Genomic DNA, 15711 nt, shown 5'->3' with positions numbered 1-15711 from the left:
AAATAGATAGGGTTATTGTCATTTTCTTGACCTGAATAAATTAACCCCTCAAAAAAAACAATTTTCATCATCCGCCAAATTTATTCCAACTTTATGTACATTGTAAAAAAGCTCTTTCAACGAAAAATTTTCAGAAGTTTCAGAAGTTATAAGTTCATAAGGTTCCTCAACTTCACCATTAATTATTTTTACATATTGTAATTCTAAAGCAGAGAAATTGAAAACAATTTGATCCCAATTTACATTGAGCTTTTTACCAGTTATATTTTTATTATATTCTTCAACTTTTTCAACAAAGCTTTCTATTGTTTCGATTTCTCCAATTGAAAATGACCAATAAATGTTATGCAAAATTTTTTTTGGATATTTCATTTGATATTATTTTTAAACATAAAATTTACAAAGTTTACATTTCATCAATACTGTTGACTCCTAATATGTCTTCAAGGGAAGACGCAATAATTTCCGGCTCTTCGTCAGTATCAAAATAAAATTCGATAACTTTCCCATATTCATTACCTATTTTTAAATTCAGGCATAGAATGTTATCAGACCAATCCAAAGCAAAGGGTAAATAATCTGTTGGGATGTTTTGCTCTAATATTTGATGAGTATTGATAACTAACTCTAAAGTTAAATTCCCATATTCTAAGCTCAAAAATTTTTAGATTTCATCGGAATCATCTGTATAACCTCCATTAAATTTCATTAAAAATTCCTTATAGTTTAAAGGCAAATAGAGGTTAAATTTACTTTGAAATGAATTTATATTTTCTTCTGTGATATCATTTTCAGAATCAACAATTGTAATCATGATTTAGTATTTTTTTAAATTGTGGTATTTTTTAACGAGTTCAACAGCCCCTAAATGGGGGTTACATTTAATGTGTATTTCCGTTTCTACCAACTGCATAGTACAAACATTATTTATTGGATCGTAATCATCTATATGATGCCAAGTATAATTTTTGTTTTTTTAATACCAGACAATTTGTAAGCTAACTTATTATCCAATCTTCTTTTCCACAGATTAAAAATTTATTTAATAATTATATTACCAATGTACCGCATCATAAGGATAATAATCTAGATTTTTAAGTGAAGAATCATCCCAGCCTTTTATTTTTACAATTGCAGCGGTTTCCCAAGCCCAATAACCAAAGAAAATATTTCTGGAATGATAATTAGGATCATTCTTGGGTAAGTTTTTAGATTTTTTGTGGTAGCCTACCCAAAAAGACTTTTGACCATCTTTATCACCCCGATGTTCTTGATACCATATATTTTTTAAGTAATTCTGTAAAATTGCTAAACCTTCATCTTCATTATCAACGTTAAATATAATTTGTAGATTTTCGTAAGGTGGTTTTTGTACAAATCCACCTCCTAGAGAAGAATCCGTAAAATAGCTTTTTAATAGAAAATCCAATAAATCATCCTGCACACCTTCATTTTCCAACACTTCTTTAATCTTTTTAAGATAGCCAATTTCTAAATCGCATAAAACAGCTATTGAAAGTGTCCATATCATTATATCTGCTGCACCATAAAAATCTTCTGGATTATATGAGAAAGCCGTTGAAAAACTGTCAATTGTTTTTTTTATATTTTCTTTGACAATAATTTTTGAGGATTCTTTTGAATATTGAGCGATTGTAATATATAATTGAAATCTGAGTTTTTGTTCTTCAAGAGATTTTTTTTGCACCTCGTTTACTTCATCTAAACTTTCTTCACATAACATCATTATTCCCCTATTATAATCCTCTATTAGGGAATCAAAATTTTGACTGGTTTTAATTTTATTTCGTGTCATTAAAATTAAAAATATCAGTTATAGCTCTTCAATACTATTTACTCCTAAAAGTTCTTCTAGAGAATTTGAAAGCAAATCAACTTTATCTACATCAAAATAAAAACAGTAAATCTTTCCATAATTTTCATTTTCTTCTAAATTTAAACAAATGATATTATCTGAAAAATCATTTGCAATAGGTAAAAAGTTTTTTGGGATATTTCTTTCAGTATTTTGATGAATTAATATAGAAGTTTCTACTTTTAGTTCACCATATTTTATACTTTTTAAAGTATCAAAACTTTCATTTGCTTCTGTATAACCTCCATTATACTTCAACATTAGCTCTTTATAATTTTGAGATAATACTATATCAAACTTATTTTCAAAATCAATTAAATCTTGATTTTCTAACTTAGGTTCTGTTTGTTCAAACATAGTGTAGTTTTGGCAACTAAGTTTAAAAAGTTAAGACTTCTCATAGGTGAAAGTACCTAAAAATTTTAAAGAACCATTATTTTCTATGACTTCTAAATATTCATAATCATAAGCACAAATAATTGTATTTATATCAGTTAAATTTTGAGAATCAATTTTATGTTTAAAGCTTTCTGAATAAGACATAGGCTCAATTAAATCTTGAAATGAGGTATTATCAAGATAATGTTTTTCCAAAAATTGATTATCTATATAATCAATTTCAAAATCTTTCATAAACTCAGAAAACACATCTCCTTCATCATCATAGTGTTCTTGAAAGTAATTTTTAAAATTTTCTTTATTATCAAAATTTCCAACCCAAATTGAAACTCTATTATTTTTTTCCATCTTTTTCTAATTTTAATTAAAAAACTCTTTTGGCAATGATTCTTTACCTCCATTAAGCCTTTTCTCCGACCAATTTATTAATTTATTCTTAAACTCATCATAACTTTCAGAAGTATCAATTAAATCTAAAATTTCATTATGAGCCTTGGTAGATCCTGGACCACCGTGATAACCAGGAGGGTTTTTAAATATAACTTTATCTATTTCTGTTCTAAGAATTTTAATTTTATTTGCAGTGATCCCCCAATTTTTAAAAACATTAGCTCGTGAAACCATTAACCACTCGTGTAAACCTCCAGGATGTCTAATTCGAGATTTTACTTTATTTTTTAATTTTTCGTTTTTCCAGACTATATCAAATTCTTCAACGCTTAATTCATCAAACCACTTATTAAAATTTTTAATACCAGGTACATCCTTAATTAAATTTTGTCTGATAATTTTAGATTCTTTAATTTCTTCTATATCTTTTTTCCTCCTCTTGAACAGATCATCAATTTTATCTTTAAATTCTTTGATAAGTTTTTGAGCAGTCTTTATTGTATGAGCCGTTCCTAAAAATACCAAAATTATTTCTATTAAATCTTCCCCGAGATTTTTTAGTATCTGATATTTTCCCTGTTCACTATCATAACGGTTAGCTATGGCATTAAAAAACTGAGTAATTTGTTCATATAAAAATTTTAAAATACCTTCCTGTTTTAACTCTTCGTATTTATCATTAAAAGCTTGTAAGAATTCCTCTGCATCGCCACTTAGTAAACCTGCAAACAGGGCTATAAAATCTACGAGGCCCGCAATAAGCTCTAAAACACCATTAAAAAGACCTACTAATAGTGCATTAATTTCATAAGCACGCTCTAAATTAGCTTCTAAAAAATCAAGAAAAACTCCTTTAAATGCAGTTACTCCAATTTTCAATAAATCATAAATTAAATGAAGCCCCTCTGTAATGAATGTCTTTTTTTCTGATGGTATATTTGCATTAATTCCTTTTAGATTTAAATATTCTTCAATTGTCAACTCTATTTTACTAAAGGTAGCTACATAACTATCATAGACTGCAGAAGGGTTATTTCCAAAACTAATTAAAGGAGTGAAATTATTACCTGTTTTGAGTTCACCTTCTTGTGTGTAAGGTTGCCAATATTTTTCATCTTCAATTTTAAAACCTCTAACTTCTTTAGCTAAGGCCTGCAAAATTGGCTTCCAAAATTCTTGCAAACTTTTCTGTAGTTCCTGCTGTATTAATCTCCCTACTAAGCCTAATTTAAATGTATCACTCCTAGGGTTTTCTATATAGTGATTAAAATGTAGTATTAATTGGGTTTTTATCTTTTCAACAGTAATGGTATCATCTACAAAGTCTAGTGCTAGCTTTTCTGCGTAAAATTCAATCTTGCTAGGTTTTTCTTTAAATAAATCATAAACCTCATCGCCAAGCACGATCCCATATATTTTAATTATATTGGAAAAGCGGATATTTGCTGTTCGTAAATCTTGGGTTTTACTGTAATTAATTACTTTTTGATTCTTTACTGAAATATATAATTTAATTGTATTTGAAGAGGTTAATTCATTTTCAAACTTATTTTTTACAGTATTAATATTCTCACTTACTGCTACACGTATATTTATATTATTTTTACTGTAAACTTCTTCTTCGTTTTGTATAGCTGTCTCCCAGAATTCCCCAAATGGACTGTTGGAAAAACTACTTTCAAATTGAGGAAAAGAAGATATATTAGGGAAATTAATATTACTCATTTAATACATATTAGATAATTAAATAGGCAGGTGAATAAATCTTAACCTGCCTATTATAAATTTAAGAAGTTGGCGTTGTATCACCACCTGTCATTATACTGCTCCCATATCCTAGTTTTTCCTCTTCATTTTCTGTATGGCAACAAGGCAACCCTTTTTCATTTAATGGTGCGGAATCAGCTTGTACAATAGTTAAATCTGTAGGTACGCGTGTTTCCCATTCTTTTTCTACAGTGCCTTCTACACTTTGCAACTCTTCGGCTATTGATATATAAAGATCGTCATTTACATCTACGGCTAACTGTTTACCCATCCATACATCCCCTGTTTCTAAGTAATAGGCTACCGCTTCTTCAAAACCAGGACGAACAGGTACTACCATTCTTGCCATACTACTTTGCAAAAATGCCTGAAAAACAGGATCCGTACCATTGCTTTCTAAAAATAAGCTAGTCCAATCATTTTCATCTCCATAAAAATAGGGGTAAAAAACATATGCCATGATTTCCCAATCAAATGCTTGCTCAAAGAATTTCACGTAAGACATATGTTTATCTAAATTATTTGTAAGTTGAATATCAGTATCAGAATTATAATGATTCTTAGCTGTCTCTACATCGAAAGGTTTAGATAACATTTGTACTGCCAGACGTTTTAATTCTCTCTTCTCTAACGTTCTATTTAATAGAGGGTTGAACTCTATTTTTCTTTCTTCTTCTGTCCCCTCTGGAGTAAAGTTAGCATACAAAGCATCATTATATTCTCTTACTTTTTCGTAGTAAGCAGACATAATGGCATTATAAGTTTCTACTTTCCATTGATTGTAAGCCTCATCTTTAAGTTTACAAGTAACTTCAAAAGAAACAATTGCCTCAGATGCATTGTCATATGCCATTGCAGAAACAGGTATAGATGTCTCAAAAGACCCTACATTACTATGACTAACTGAGCCTTGATTAATCACAACGTAATCGCCTAAAAACAATAGATTTAATCTTCGAGCTGAAGTTCCAATAATCGTAACAATATTAGGATATTCTTTTTTGCCTAAGTGATACATCATTTGACCATTTGATTTACCTGAAAAAGAATAATAGCCTTCTGGTATTTCAATTTCGTCAGATACACTACAATATTTTCTCTCTTTAGAATCATCTGAAACGGATGACCACACTACTTTTGAACTTTTCCCCACTTTTATTTCTGCTCTAGGTGCTTCGCTTACTTCTGCTCCGTACAAGGATGCTAATCTTCTGTAATTATTTCGGCTAATTTTATCTGGATTGGCAAGATCTGCTATAGTTGATGGATCTTGAGGAAGTTGGGGTAAAATTATTCCTTCTGGACTGCTACCTTGACCATTATTATTGATAATTTTCTGAACTATTGCTTTTTTAAAGAATCGAGAAGGTTCTGGAACGTTAAATTCATACATTAATCTCTTACCATAGTTAACAAGTCGATTTTTATATATTTTATCTACCCATCGATAGACTCCAGTTACGTGGCTTTCGCCTTGCCTATTATCGTAACCGTGTTTATTATTTTCTTCAAATTCACGTAATATTCTAGAAGTTCTTTTTTTGGTCGTCTTTTGCACCACTCGTTCTAGTGCTCTTTCTATAAGTTCTTCTGCTTGTGATTGAGCAACAAAATTTGCATTTGAAGATGCAGACGACGAGGCTCCATTATAAAATGCGTTAGCTCCAAAACTAACTCCACCGTATTTCCCAGACACACTTGCAGAAGCTCCATAGTCTTCAGATTCTTGCTCATCTTGAATTTTGGAAATTTCGGTAGCTAATTCATTTCTTTCCGTCTTTGTAGTATCTGTTAAATTTTCTACCTCAACTTCTGAGGTGTTTTCCGTAACATTTTCAGTACTTAGCAACTCTCTTGTGCTGCGCTCTCTATATTCTTTGGCTAAAATATTCTCAATTCTAGAAACTTCTCCTGGCACGTAGCAACAAACCTCTTGTTCTACCTTTCTAAAATCAGCAACGCCAATGTTATTAATACCAAAGACTTTTATCTTTGGATCTTTTGTTCTAATAGCCGTACTAAAGCCTGTATTATTTCTAATAGGACCATCTATTACGACATCCGTAGGTTCAATTTCTATTTCAGTGTCGTCATCTAGGGTAATTGTTCCATCAATTGTAATAGGTCCACCTTCCTCTGGAACAGCAATCCCCTCATCTAAAGTAATTACAATAGTATCATCTAGATTATTGTGGTGCCTAAAAACTAAATTATCTACTTTACTTCCATCTTTAAAAGTTAGGGACAAATTGGAATCAATTATTCCAGCATTTTTATATCCTGTAACGATATTTAGTTGCGGCTTGAAAAGTTTTGGATCTTCAACTTCTGAAGTAGCATTTGCGGCAAATGAATATTTTGGCAAATCATATTCTTTGGCCTCTATAAGCATTCCTTTGTAGCGAACTTTTTTAGGGAATGTGTTTTTTTCTTCAGCTATAATTTTATTTAAATCACTTATTTTTTTATTTAAGATATTAACTACATCGGTATCTTCTTTTGCTGAATCAAATTTTATACTTTTAAATACATTATAAGAACTTGCAGGGACTTTGTTCTGAATATTCTCTCTTTCAAATAATTTTTCAATTTTGAAATCAAATGTGGGCAACTCTAAGTTTTCATAAGAAATTTCTCCCGTTTCAGGGTCTTCAATTCTTGTTGCTCTTTCATAAGCCTCCTCTACTTTAACATTGTAGATTTTTAATGCGTCATTATACTTACCTTCATTTTCAATTTCATTAATTTGCACTGCACTATTAACATCTTCAAGTAAAGCTTCATATTTAGTAACTTTGTTCTTTGCTTCAAATGCTTTCAGTTGAGAATTTAAAGCTTCAAAATCTCTTAATTTTGGCTTTATAATCTTAGGAGAAAGTAATTCAAAATTGTTAGGTAATTTATCTGGAATTACAACATAAGCATTGGCTAGTCTCCTAAGCTCCTCATCATTAGTAATAAGTTCTGGGGTTTGAGACGAAATATCATTTTTCAATAAAAAGTTGTTGGCCACAATGAGTTGAATGGTTGACTCTCTAACCGCATCTGATTTCTTGGTGTTAATTTGATAAAATAAATTGTCCCAAAATATAATTGTCTCTTCTTCTGGTACGGGCTCAATTCCTGTTAATTCAATCTGCCCTTCTACTTTTTCTTTTGTAAGGATATTTTTATTTTTCATTAACCAAAGGGAGAATTCGTGAAGTTCCTCCCTTGTATTTCTTACTGCTCTTCTACTTTCAAAAGAATTGAAATTACTACTAGTTTGTGAGAGGGCCGTCCTTCTTTCTTCACGTGTAGCATTTGGGTCTAAGCCTACTAAGTAAGCACTATCTTCTATAAGTTGTGAAGGAAAATAAATAAAGCCTCTTTCTTTTTCTTTTTCAGTTAGCAATTGAGGGTTTCTGATAGTAACAAAACTAAATAACTTGGAAATAATTGGTTTTTCTGGCATAAGATGAAATTTTAGGAATTTAAAAGTATTATTGGTTAATAAATTTTAGTTATCAATACTATTAATTAACAAGCTGATTGTAATTTTTACTGCACAAACATCAAATAATTTCTGTTTTTATTACATAAATAATAAAATATGCAGTTATTTTTTGTGTTTTATACAAATAATTTAGAAAACAAAAATAGACATATCAATAAGATTAAAAACTACCCAATACTGGGTATAAATATTTTAAATAAATTATGCTTAAATTCACACTTCTGATTTTAAGTTATTTATAAATATCAAAAATTCAAATTCCTATGAAATTAAAAACTACAATTTTACTTTTAATTATTACAGTTTGCTCTATTCAAATGAATGCCCAAAAATGTAAATATGATTTCGATAAAGAAGATCCTATGACCAATGAACGTGTTAGAAGGAATTCTTATAAAATGAAATCTTTTTTTACTCTTAGCATGTATCGTAAAGCAAACGAGAATAGGATTGAAGTAAATGTTGCCCTTGCTGGTGAACAAAATTATAGAGTTGAAAAAGGGGACAAAATATTTATAAAGCTTGGTGATGATTCTTTACTTACTTTAACCACTGCCGATGTAGCGAACCCAGTTTCCTATGTACAAGGTTATCAAGTAGCTACAAACTATGCGATTTCATACAACATATCTAAAGAAGAGGTTGAAAAAATATCCAAAAGTGGAATAGCTGTAACAAGATTAAAACTGGCTGAACAAGAAATGACCATTGAAAGTAGTAAAAGGGAAATAAGAAAAACCGCTGAAGGAGCTAGTTGTATGTTAGTCGATTAAATATTTATACCAAGTTCCAAGGCAATATATTTTACTTGGTAAGCTATTCATCTTTATTTAAGAACCATATCATAAGATAAGTACAAGGTCAGAAAAATCGAGATAACTAATGACAACAGCGGAGTTTAATAAACTCATTGAGAAAAACCAACCAGACCAAGTTTTCAAATTGGACTGGAACACCTACTATCCGTCTGACTTTGCCGATACTTTTCTGTCAAAAGTTGGAGGATATGAATGCAAGGGGGTTAAATTTTATGATGGAGCGGAACTGCTCAACGGACTGAAAGCATCGCCAAGAAAAATGCTTCCGATAACGGAAACCAATAAACTGATAAGCTTAATCACATCAACTTTCCCAAAAAGTGTTGAAGCTGGACTAAAGAAAAACCGAGTTCAACCTGCAAACCACGAAATAGCCACATTCATAGAAATTGACCAAACCGAAAATGCAACTGTTTCGTTTAAATTAGGAAATAATTTTAAGGATTTCGTTTCCAAACAAAACCTGTCGGCACAGGCAATCGAGGGAAAGGATTTTAAAACGGATATTCAAACGATACAAAACCATTTCAAGCAAACACTCTCGCACGAGAATATGATAGAATTCGTCCTGAAAACCATCGGGATTGAAACATCGAAAGCATACGGAAACACGGACAAGGGAAAACTGGAATCGCTTTTAAGGGACAATAAAATAGAAGGTTTCATCTATAAAAATAAATGTTCTAAAACTCAATCCGTAATAATACAAGGGACAATTGTTCAAGGTCTATTGGCATTGCAATACATTAACAATTTGGAAATTGATAGACTGACAGAGCAAAAGCTTTCTGAACTTGATAATTTTATTGCTTTCAAACAGGGCAATGTTTGGAAAAAAAGTGATTTAGCAATTCCAGAATACTACAACGAAGGCAATTGTCCAGATTTGCAAACACCAATCACAGAAAATGAAATAGCACACATTTCACAATTAATCTCACAGCATATCAATTTCTCAAAACTTGAAGGAGCAGAAAAACAATTCACAGCCTTAAACAAAGAAATTGAAAAACAACTCAACAATCCATTTTATGATAATGTCAACCTTTGTATAAACCTTTCTATAGTTGACAATAGCAGCACAAAACCAAAACAGACAAAACCACTTGACGGTAACGGTTCGATAAACATCCCAAGTAATGTTAAGACGCTCACAAGTACATTTCAGAAAAAAGAAGGACCTTGCGAAATCTCATTGAACATTGTTGTTGATGAAAACGGTAAACTTTCCATAAAACATCAAGTATCCAAAGATTACCTCAAAGAATATGAAGGTAAATGGGAACAAGAAATCAAGAAACGAGGGCTTGAAAATGAAATTAATATTACAGAACTACGAGAGCAAGTACTAAAAGATTTTGAAAGCGCAGAAACCGAACACAGTTTTTACAAACGTTTTTTACAAGATACAAAAGCACTTTTCAGCAAAAAAGTTGGTGGCTATGTTGAAGCCATACAGGCAACCCAAAAAATCTCAAAAAACGTATGGAAAGAAGGAACTGTAAATGAAAGTACTTGGTATAGTAAGGACGATGAACATAGAGAGTGGCCAAGTTATATACAATTCGAACCAATAATTGGTGGTGCAACCGATGGTGTTATCGATGAAATTGTTGGAATACCAATGGCAATAAAAGGTATTTATGGAATAGCGACTGATGAGAAGCAAAGAGAAGCGATTGGAAAGATTTTTACAAAAGAAGGCTTCAAAGGACTTCTTCAAGGCTTACTTGATAACACTAAAGAAACATTACAAGAAGCAGATAAAAGAGAACATTTTGGTGGTAAAACTACTATAACTGTTGCATCAATGATGATTCCGGGAATGCAAATTACCAAGATTGGAAAAATAGATGAAGTCATTGGTAATGCAACAGATGGGTTAAAAAAGCTTTCTAACCCAAAAGTTTTAGAAGGTGTTGACGTATTAAAACTGGAAACAAAATATCTTCCAAACGATTCCCGAGAAATCCCAAAATTCTTAAAAAATAGAGAGGACGTAAAAGACTTCTTGCAAAAAACAGATGCCGATATTCTTGACGATTTAGCAGAAGATTTACCAAAAATCCTTAAAAAAGGCGAAGATGCATCTGTACTTGCAAAAGCAAGAAACTTACCAGGAAGTTCTACTGGAATTGGTAAAGAAATTACTGGAAAGTGGTTAAAAGGTACTGATGGAAACGCAGGTCTATTTCCAAAATCGATTGCAGATAAATTAAAAAGCAAAGATTTTAACAGTTTTGATGATTTTAGAAAAAAATTTTGGAAAGAAGTCGCAGAAGACCCTGATTTATCTAAACAGTTTATACCTCAAAATATTGCTAGAATGAAAAATGGAAATGCCCCAAGACCAAAGAGAGAACAATGGTTAGGTGGGCAAATGTCCTATGTATTACATCACAAAACACCAATAAATCAAGGTGGCGCAGTTTATGATATGGATAATTTGTATATTGTAACACCGAGATTTCATAAAGAAATTTTAGCACCAGAATATCATTTAGGCTATGGATACAAATAAGAACAAAATGACAAGAGAAGAACTGATTGAATTAGTGAAAGAAATTTATAATGTTAAAGGAAAATCAGAAAAAGAACAAGATGAGCTACTTTTGAAACTTGAGAATAATGTTTTGCACCCAGAAGTTAGTAATTTAATATATTGGGAAGATTTAACACCTGAACAAGTTGTTGATAAAGCATTGGCTTACAAACCAATTCAATTATAATTTCTAAAGACGAATTAATTGAACTTGGAAAAAAGATAACACGTTGCGACGGCACAGAGGAACAAATCAATATATGGATTTTAATATTTAATAAAAATTTTTCTCATCCAAATGGTGCAGGATTATTTTATTATTCTGAAAATTAAAATGCACGGCGAGATGATATTTCGAAATACAATCCAAGTGTTGAACAAGTTGTTGAAAAAGCTCTCTTATGCAAACCAATTCGCTTATAAGCCCTGTGTCTAAAATTAAATAAGCTATTGCTTGGTCTCTACCTATTTGGTAATTCCACAGATTTCCCAAAGCCAGTTTTAATCTTGAGAAGTTCGTGTTATAAAATGCCACAGCTCATACACAAAGTCAAAAGTAATTGTTCACCTAGTAAGCTGTAAACAATAAGACTAATTTAGCAATATACATAGCGAAATATTCAAAACCATTTTTTATTTAAATTATGGGTCAAATAATATTTTCTATTCAAAGATAGACTTTACATCCTCGTATACCTGCCTAAAATTATCTTCTAGATCCTTAGGGGAGAACTGTTTTAAATTTTCAGGTAAACCCCTGTCTATGTTGCTTTTCTCAAATTGTATTTTTTGATCCTTACCATCTGCATAGGTAATAAATTCCCCTTGCTTTAGGCGAAAAAAGACATCCGCTCGCCTTTTGGATACTTCCCGTTCCCCTGTCGTCACACGTGTATCAAAATTTAAGCTATACCCTCTATTTACACTGGTAGTTTCTTTTTTTACAATTTCAAAAAAACGTTCGTAATATTTAGCCGTATCGGGGTCATTGACTTTTCCGAAAAACTGATAAGAAAGGTTGCTAAGAATCGCCTTACTTGCCTTATCCCCGTACATCATATCGTTCTGGATTTTATCCTGCATCACATAGATGGTGGAAATATCGTAACTTCTTAACGTGGCGGGAATTCGGTGCATATTCAACAATCGAATGGTGGGAGCCTCTTCCATTAATAAAAAAGAAGAATTTCTGTTCCTTACGCTCATTTGTTTTATAACCGTATGAATAATCGTTGCGATTACAGGAGCATACGTACTTTCATATTTAGGATTGTTCACCACCATTAATACGGTGGGGTTCTCCGAAGAATTAACGTTCAGCGGAACCTCGTCAGCCGATAAAGCCATAAAAATACGCTGGGTACAAATTTTCTTGAGTGCATTGGCGAGCGTACTTTTCACTCCCGCCGTTTGTCGATCAGAATCCTTACCGCTTATAAATGCACTCGCCATTACCCGAGAAGTTGGATCCGTTTCTAAAAAAGCCATTAAACTTTCGGTGTCCAACAATTGATAGGTCGCTATAAGGTGCGGTAAAGTACAAAACTCGGGATACGTACTTTTCAGTTTCCAGATTAATCCCGCCATCAAACCTTCCGCAGCATCCGAAAAGAATTTTGAGGTACCACTACTCCCCGACTCTTTTTGTTCCAGTAAGTTCTCGATCAGCACGCGGGATACCTCGTAAACGCTTTCTTCATTTTCTAAATACCTAGGAGCTATGGGGTTGACCCGATGTATGATCTGATCAAAAGATACCACGCAGAAAGGTAGCTTAGAGTTTTTAAATAAAGGATAAGCCATTTCTGTAAGTTCAAAATCTTTATAATCATGAATTACCCCAGAAAAATTTTCTTTTGCCAAATGTTTTAAAAACCCATATACCACACTTTCTGTTTTTCCGCTCCCTGCAGAACCAATAATAGAAACCCCACGCTTTATATTATCCACCTTAAAAGATGGTTTATTGGTTTTAAAATAAACTTGATATTTTTCAAATATTTGTAAAGATTGATCCGTTCGATGAAGGAACACATATAGCGTGGTATTTATAATTAGCAAAGGACATCCCACCCATACAATCATATTCGCAAATAGCTCTTGCTTGAAACCATACCAGAGTAAACCCATAATCATAACCATACATATGACAAAAGCATACCTGGATAACTTATAAGTTCCATAAAAAAAAAGCGTGGTGATCATAATTATCAATACTATATTCCATCCTGTATATATATCCATAGTTCTATTTTTTAGATTCCAATAGTTCCAGATTCCAGAGCTACTTTTAATCTTTTTTTGAGTTGTTGAAAGCCTTTGAGCGCTAACTGGACTTTATGCTTTGGTATAGGTGGCATGATTGGAATTTTACGTTCCCTGAGTATTTTTAGCGCTAAAGCTTTTTCATTCGTGGGAAGTTTCATCAAGGCAGAGAAATAATGATTTGGGTTTTTGATAAAATCCTTTCTGGCTTGATAGGTTTCCACAAAATTTCGTTGGTATCCGAAAGTTCTATCAAACGTTTTTTCAGCCTCTTTAAAAAACCGATCCCGATCAAACCCACGCTTCACCCATTTACCGTTCATTTTAACATCAGAAGCTTTGTATTTACTCCCTGGGGACAAGCTGTAAGCATTGGAAGCATCCTTGCGGCTCACGATGATATGGATATGGCTTTGGTTACCCTCTTTTGGCATGCCCTGTACGATTCTTTTTCCATTTTGTTGATGTGGGGCTTGATGTTCCAGATGGCTGATTTCCTTTTGGCGGATAGATATGCTTCCTTCCAAGACACCTCTTTCGATTTGTCGGATTTCATTTTTTAACTGAAGTATTTTGGTGGCAAAAGCTTGGTTTTCCTTGATTTGTTTATCCGTTCCCTTAAAGAAACGTTGATGTTCGATTTTTGCAAAATATTTAATATCACGGATATGAATGGGACGCCCATTGATTTCTCGATGGAAAGATGCCACATAATCCTTCATCACTTCCCGCGTGTATTTTTTCAAATCTTCACGACTATTTTGTAATCGTTTCAATTCAAAGGAAGAAGGACTTACCGTAATGGAATAGAATTTTGGTTCTGTTTTTTTCAATTTAGCGGTATTTTCATCAATTTCTTTTACCACTTCTCCTGCGGAAATACCTTCCCTATGTTGATTGAAAAAGTGTTCTTTATTCGATTCATTTAATCCTTCATTTTCTTTTTCCAAATAACCCACAAAATCTGATGAGCTTTGAGCATAATTGCCTCCCAATTTTTGAGGTGTGATCGTGATATACATGATTAAAAAATTAAGATGGAGGGTTTAGATTTGGGGTTTGTTTTTCTGTCCCCTCATCATTTAGCTGTGTGTCCTTCTTTTTTTCCACCAATCTCTTTTCCAAGATCAGAGGTTTCTTTTTTGGCTCCTCTTCTTGGAAAAGCAGTTCGATCATAGCTGCGGTAGGTTTGGTCTGGGTCTTTTCTACATCCCGTATAATGGCAATGACCGCATTGATCCTTTTTAAAAGTTTGCCCTCGAGGGTGCGTGCTGTCGGTCCCAATTTTTCCCGTGGCGAAATCTCGTTGTAGAAAAAGAAATCGAGCATGGCTCCCATGGCTTCTGTATGGGATTTAAAATGTTTTTGTGAAAATTTCCGAAAACGTTTGGCAGTTTTCTTTTTGAACCTGATTCCGATAAATGAATCCATATTTCGCCGATTTGTCGCAAATTTTTCCCTAGAAATGATGGTTTTGAGCCCGTTTGTAGCAAATTGCTGATTTTTAGAAAATCATAATAACCATAATAACCTGTATACCAGCATCTTACAATCTAAAGTAAGTTTCTAACACCGCGCAGCGTGTTACCCTCTTGCTACTCCTTTTCGTCAGCCTTAAGCTGACAAAAACCTCGTACAATTTGGCTAAAAGCCCATTGCTCATTTTTAGGAAAATAATTTCCTTGTTGATAATTTTTCGATGTGTAGGAAAATCGGCGAAAGTGAAGTAATGGATAATCCTAGCTAAATTTGAATGCTGAATTTCAGCGCTATAAAGATAATCTTTTTTATTCAATTAGAATTTTTGGAATCAGAAAAACCTTTGAAAAGTCAAAGGTTTTTCTGATTCATTTTTAAAAAAATTAAATATTGAATACATAAGTATAGCTGTATAAATGACATTGCACCTCTTCCTCGATTATTTTTCAAATGAAGTATAATTTTTCGGACGTATTAACGGATATCATCTCAAAATTTTCTTTCAACATCTTTTTTTGGAATTTTCCAAAAGTCGGTGTTGAGCTTCTTCGTTTAAATCTGAAAAATTTAAATAGACCCTATTTTTTACAATTTAGAGAATTCCATGATCTGCAAAACTATAATAATCCCCATCAGGGCTAAGTATGAGGTGATCCAATACTTTAATATCAAATAAATC

13 protein-coding genes and 2 pseudogenes are annotated in these 15711 nt (G+C 32.3%); 3 read left to right on the top strand and 12 right to left on the bottom strand.

The features are described 5' to 3' along the window. Positions 1-48 precede the first annotated feature (48 nt). The 8 genes and pseudogenes from FT986_RS11475 to FT986_RS11440 form a co-directional block, all read right to left on the bottom strand. Positions 49-372 (bottom strand): hypothetical protein, encoded by a 324-nt coding sequence (locus FT986_RS11475; RefSeq protein ID WP_147865178.1) that lies wholly within the window; start codon positions 370-372, stop codon positions 49-51. Between the two features lie 34 nt (positions 373-406). After that, positions 407-814, bottom strand: a pseudogene (locus tag FT986_RS11470) (SMI1/KNR4 family protein). A gap of 3 nt (positions 815-817) precedes the next feature. After that, positions 818-964: pseudogene (locus FT986_RS16325) on the bottom strand (HNH endonuclease); the annotation flags it as partial. A gap of 90 nt (positions 965-1054) precedes the next feature. Then, positions 1055-1708, bottom strand: coding sequence for a PoNe immunity protein domain-containing protein (locus tag FT986_RS11460; protein ID WP_187248623.1), 654 nt, complete (start codon positions 1706-1708; stop codon positions 1055-1057). Positions 1709-1834: 126 nt separating this feature from the next. After that, positions 1835-2233: an SMI1/KNR4 family protein gene (locus FT986_RS11455; protein ID WP_147865176.1), complete on the bottom strand. Its 399-nt coding sequence runs from the start codon at positions 2231-2233 to the stop codon at positions 1835-1837. A gap of 30 nt (positions 2234-2263) precedes the next feature. Continuing rightward, the gene (locus FT986_RS11450; RefSeq protein ID WP_147865175.1) at positions 2264-2623 is read right to left on the bottom strand and encodes an immunity 22 family protein; all 360 of its coding nucleotides are present in this window, start codon (positions 2621-2623) and stop codon (positions 2264-2266) included. A gap of 12 nt (positions 2624-2635) precedes the next feature. Next, positions 2636-4390 (bottom strand): hypothetical protein, encoded by a 1755-nt coding sequence (locus FT986_RS16090; RefSeq protein ID WP_222706198.1) that lies wholly within the window; start codon positions 4388-4390, stop codon positions 2636-2638. Positions 4391-4451: 61 nt separating this feature from the next. After that, positions 4452-7886: a hypothetical protein gene (locus tag FT986_RS11440; RefSeq protein ID WP_147865174.1), complete on the bottom strand. Its 3435-nt coding sequence runs from the start codon at positions 7884-7886 to the stop codon at positions 4452-4454. Positions 7887-8191: 305 nt separating this feature from the next. Between FT986_RS11440 and FT986_RS11435 the strand changes: the two genes are divergently transcribed. The 3 genes from FT986_RS11435 to FT986_RS11425 all read left to right on the top strand — a co-directional run bounded on the left by FT986_RS11435 (position 8192) and on the right by FT986_RS11425 (position 11475). Beyond that, positions 8192-8701, top strand: a complete 510-nt coding sequence (locus FT986_RS11435; protein WP_147865173.1) for a hypothetical protein — start codon at positions 8192-8194, stop codon at positions 8699-8701. Positions 8702-8810: 109 nt separating this feature from the next. Further along, complete coding sequence (locus tag FT986_RS11430) at positions 8811-11267, top strand: hypothetical protein (RefSeq protein ID WP_147865172.1); 2457 nt, start codon at positions 8811-8813, stop codon at positions 11265-11267. Between the two features lie 7 nt (positions 11268-11274). Then, on the top strand, positions 11275-11475 hold the full coding sequence (locus FT986_RS11425) for a bacteriocin immunity protein (protein WP_147865171.1): 201 nt from the start codon (positions 11275-11277) through the stop codon (positions 11473-11475). 476 nt (positions 11476-11951) lie between these two features. Here FT986_RS11425 and FT986_RS11420 read toward each other — a convergent pair whose 3' ends face one another. From FT986_RS11420 to FT986_RS11400, 4 genes are all read right to left on the bottom strand, one after another. After that, positions 11952-13532 (bottom strand): type IV secretory system conjugative DNA transfer family protein, encoded by a 1581-nt coding sequence (locus FT986_RS11420; RefSeq protein ID WP_147865170.1) that lies wholly within the window; start codon positions 13530-13532, stop codon positions 11952-11954. An 11-nt stretch (positions 13533-13543) separates the two neighbouring features. Then, a complete protein-coding gene (gene mobB / locus FT986_RS11415) occupies positions 13544-14575 on the bottom strand; it encodes a MobB family relaxase (protein WP_147865169.1) in 1032 nt (343 codons plus the stop codon). 10 nt (positions 14576-14585) lie between these two features. After that, positions 14586-14984, bottom strand: coding sequence for a BfmA/BtgA family mobilization protein (locus FT986_RS11410; RefSeq protein ID WP_147865168.1), 399 nt, complete (start codon positions 14982-14984; stop codon positions 14586-14588). 640 nt (positions 14985-15624) lie between these two features. Then, entirely contained in the window at positions 15625-15699 is a 75-nt protein-coding gene (locus FT986_RS11400; protein ID WP_255505953.1) for a hypothetical protein, read from the bottom strand. Positions 15700-15711 lie beyond the last annotated feature (12 nt).

The organism is Mesonia sp. K4-1, from assembly GCF_008017825.1.
Classification (GTDB): Bacteria; Bacteroidota; Bacteroidia; order Flavobacteriales; family Flavobacteriaceae; genus Mesonia.
Note: the sequence above shows the minus strand (reverse complement) of the source record. Positions and strands in the feature narration are given on the sequence as shown.

Bases quoted from the DNA above. Each gene is read 5' to 3' on its own strand.
- FT986_RS11475 (WP_147865178.1), bottom strand. From the start codon at position 372: ATGAAATATCCAAAAAAAATTTTGCATAACATTTATTGGTCATTTTCA.
- FT986_RS11455 (WP_147865176.1), bottom strand. From the start codon at position 2,233: ATGTTTGAACAAACAGAACCTAAGTTAGAAAATCAAGATTTAATTGAT.
- FT986_RS11450 (WP_147865175.1), bottom strand. From the start codon at position 2,623: ATGGAAAAAAATAATAGAGTTTCAATTTGGGTTGGAAATTTTGATAAT.
- FT986_RS16090 (WP_222706198.1), bottom strand. From the start codon at position 4,390: ATGAGTAATATTAATTTCCCTAATATATCTTCTTTTCCTCAATTTGAA.
- FT986_RS11440 (WP_147865174.1), bottom strand. From the start codon at position 7,886: ATGCCAGAAAAACCAATTATTTCCAAGTTATTTAGTTTTGTTACTATC.
- FT986_RS11435 (WP_147865173.1), top strand. From the start codon at position 8,192: ATGAAATTAAAAACTACAATTTTACTTTTAATTATTACAGTTTGCTCT.
- FT986_RS11430 (WP_147865172.1), top strand. From the start codon at position 8,811: ATGACAACAGCGGAGTTTAATAAACTCATTGAGAAAAACCAACCAGAC.
- FT986_RS11425 (WP_147865171.1), top strand. From the start codon at position 11,275: ATGACAAGAGAAGAACTGATTGAATTAGTGAAAGAAATTTATAATGTT.
- FT986_RS11420 (WP_147865170.1), bottom strand. From the start codon at position 13,532: ATGGATATATATACAGGATGGAATATAGTATTGATAATTATGATCACC.
- mobB (WP_147865169.1), bottom strand. From the start codon at position 14,575: ATGTATATCACGATCACACCTCAAAAATTGGGAGGCAATTATGCTCAA.
- FT986_RS11410 (WP_147865168.1), bottom strand. From the start codon at position 14,984: ATGGATTCATTTATCGGAATCAGGTTCAAAAAGAAAACTGCCAAACGT.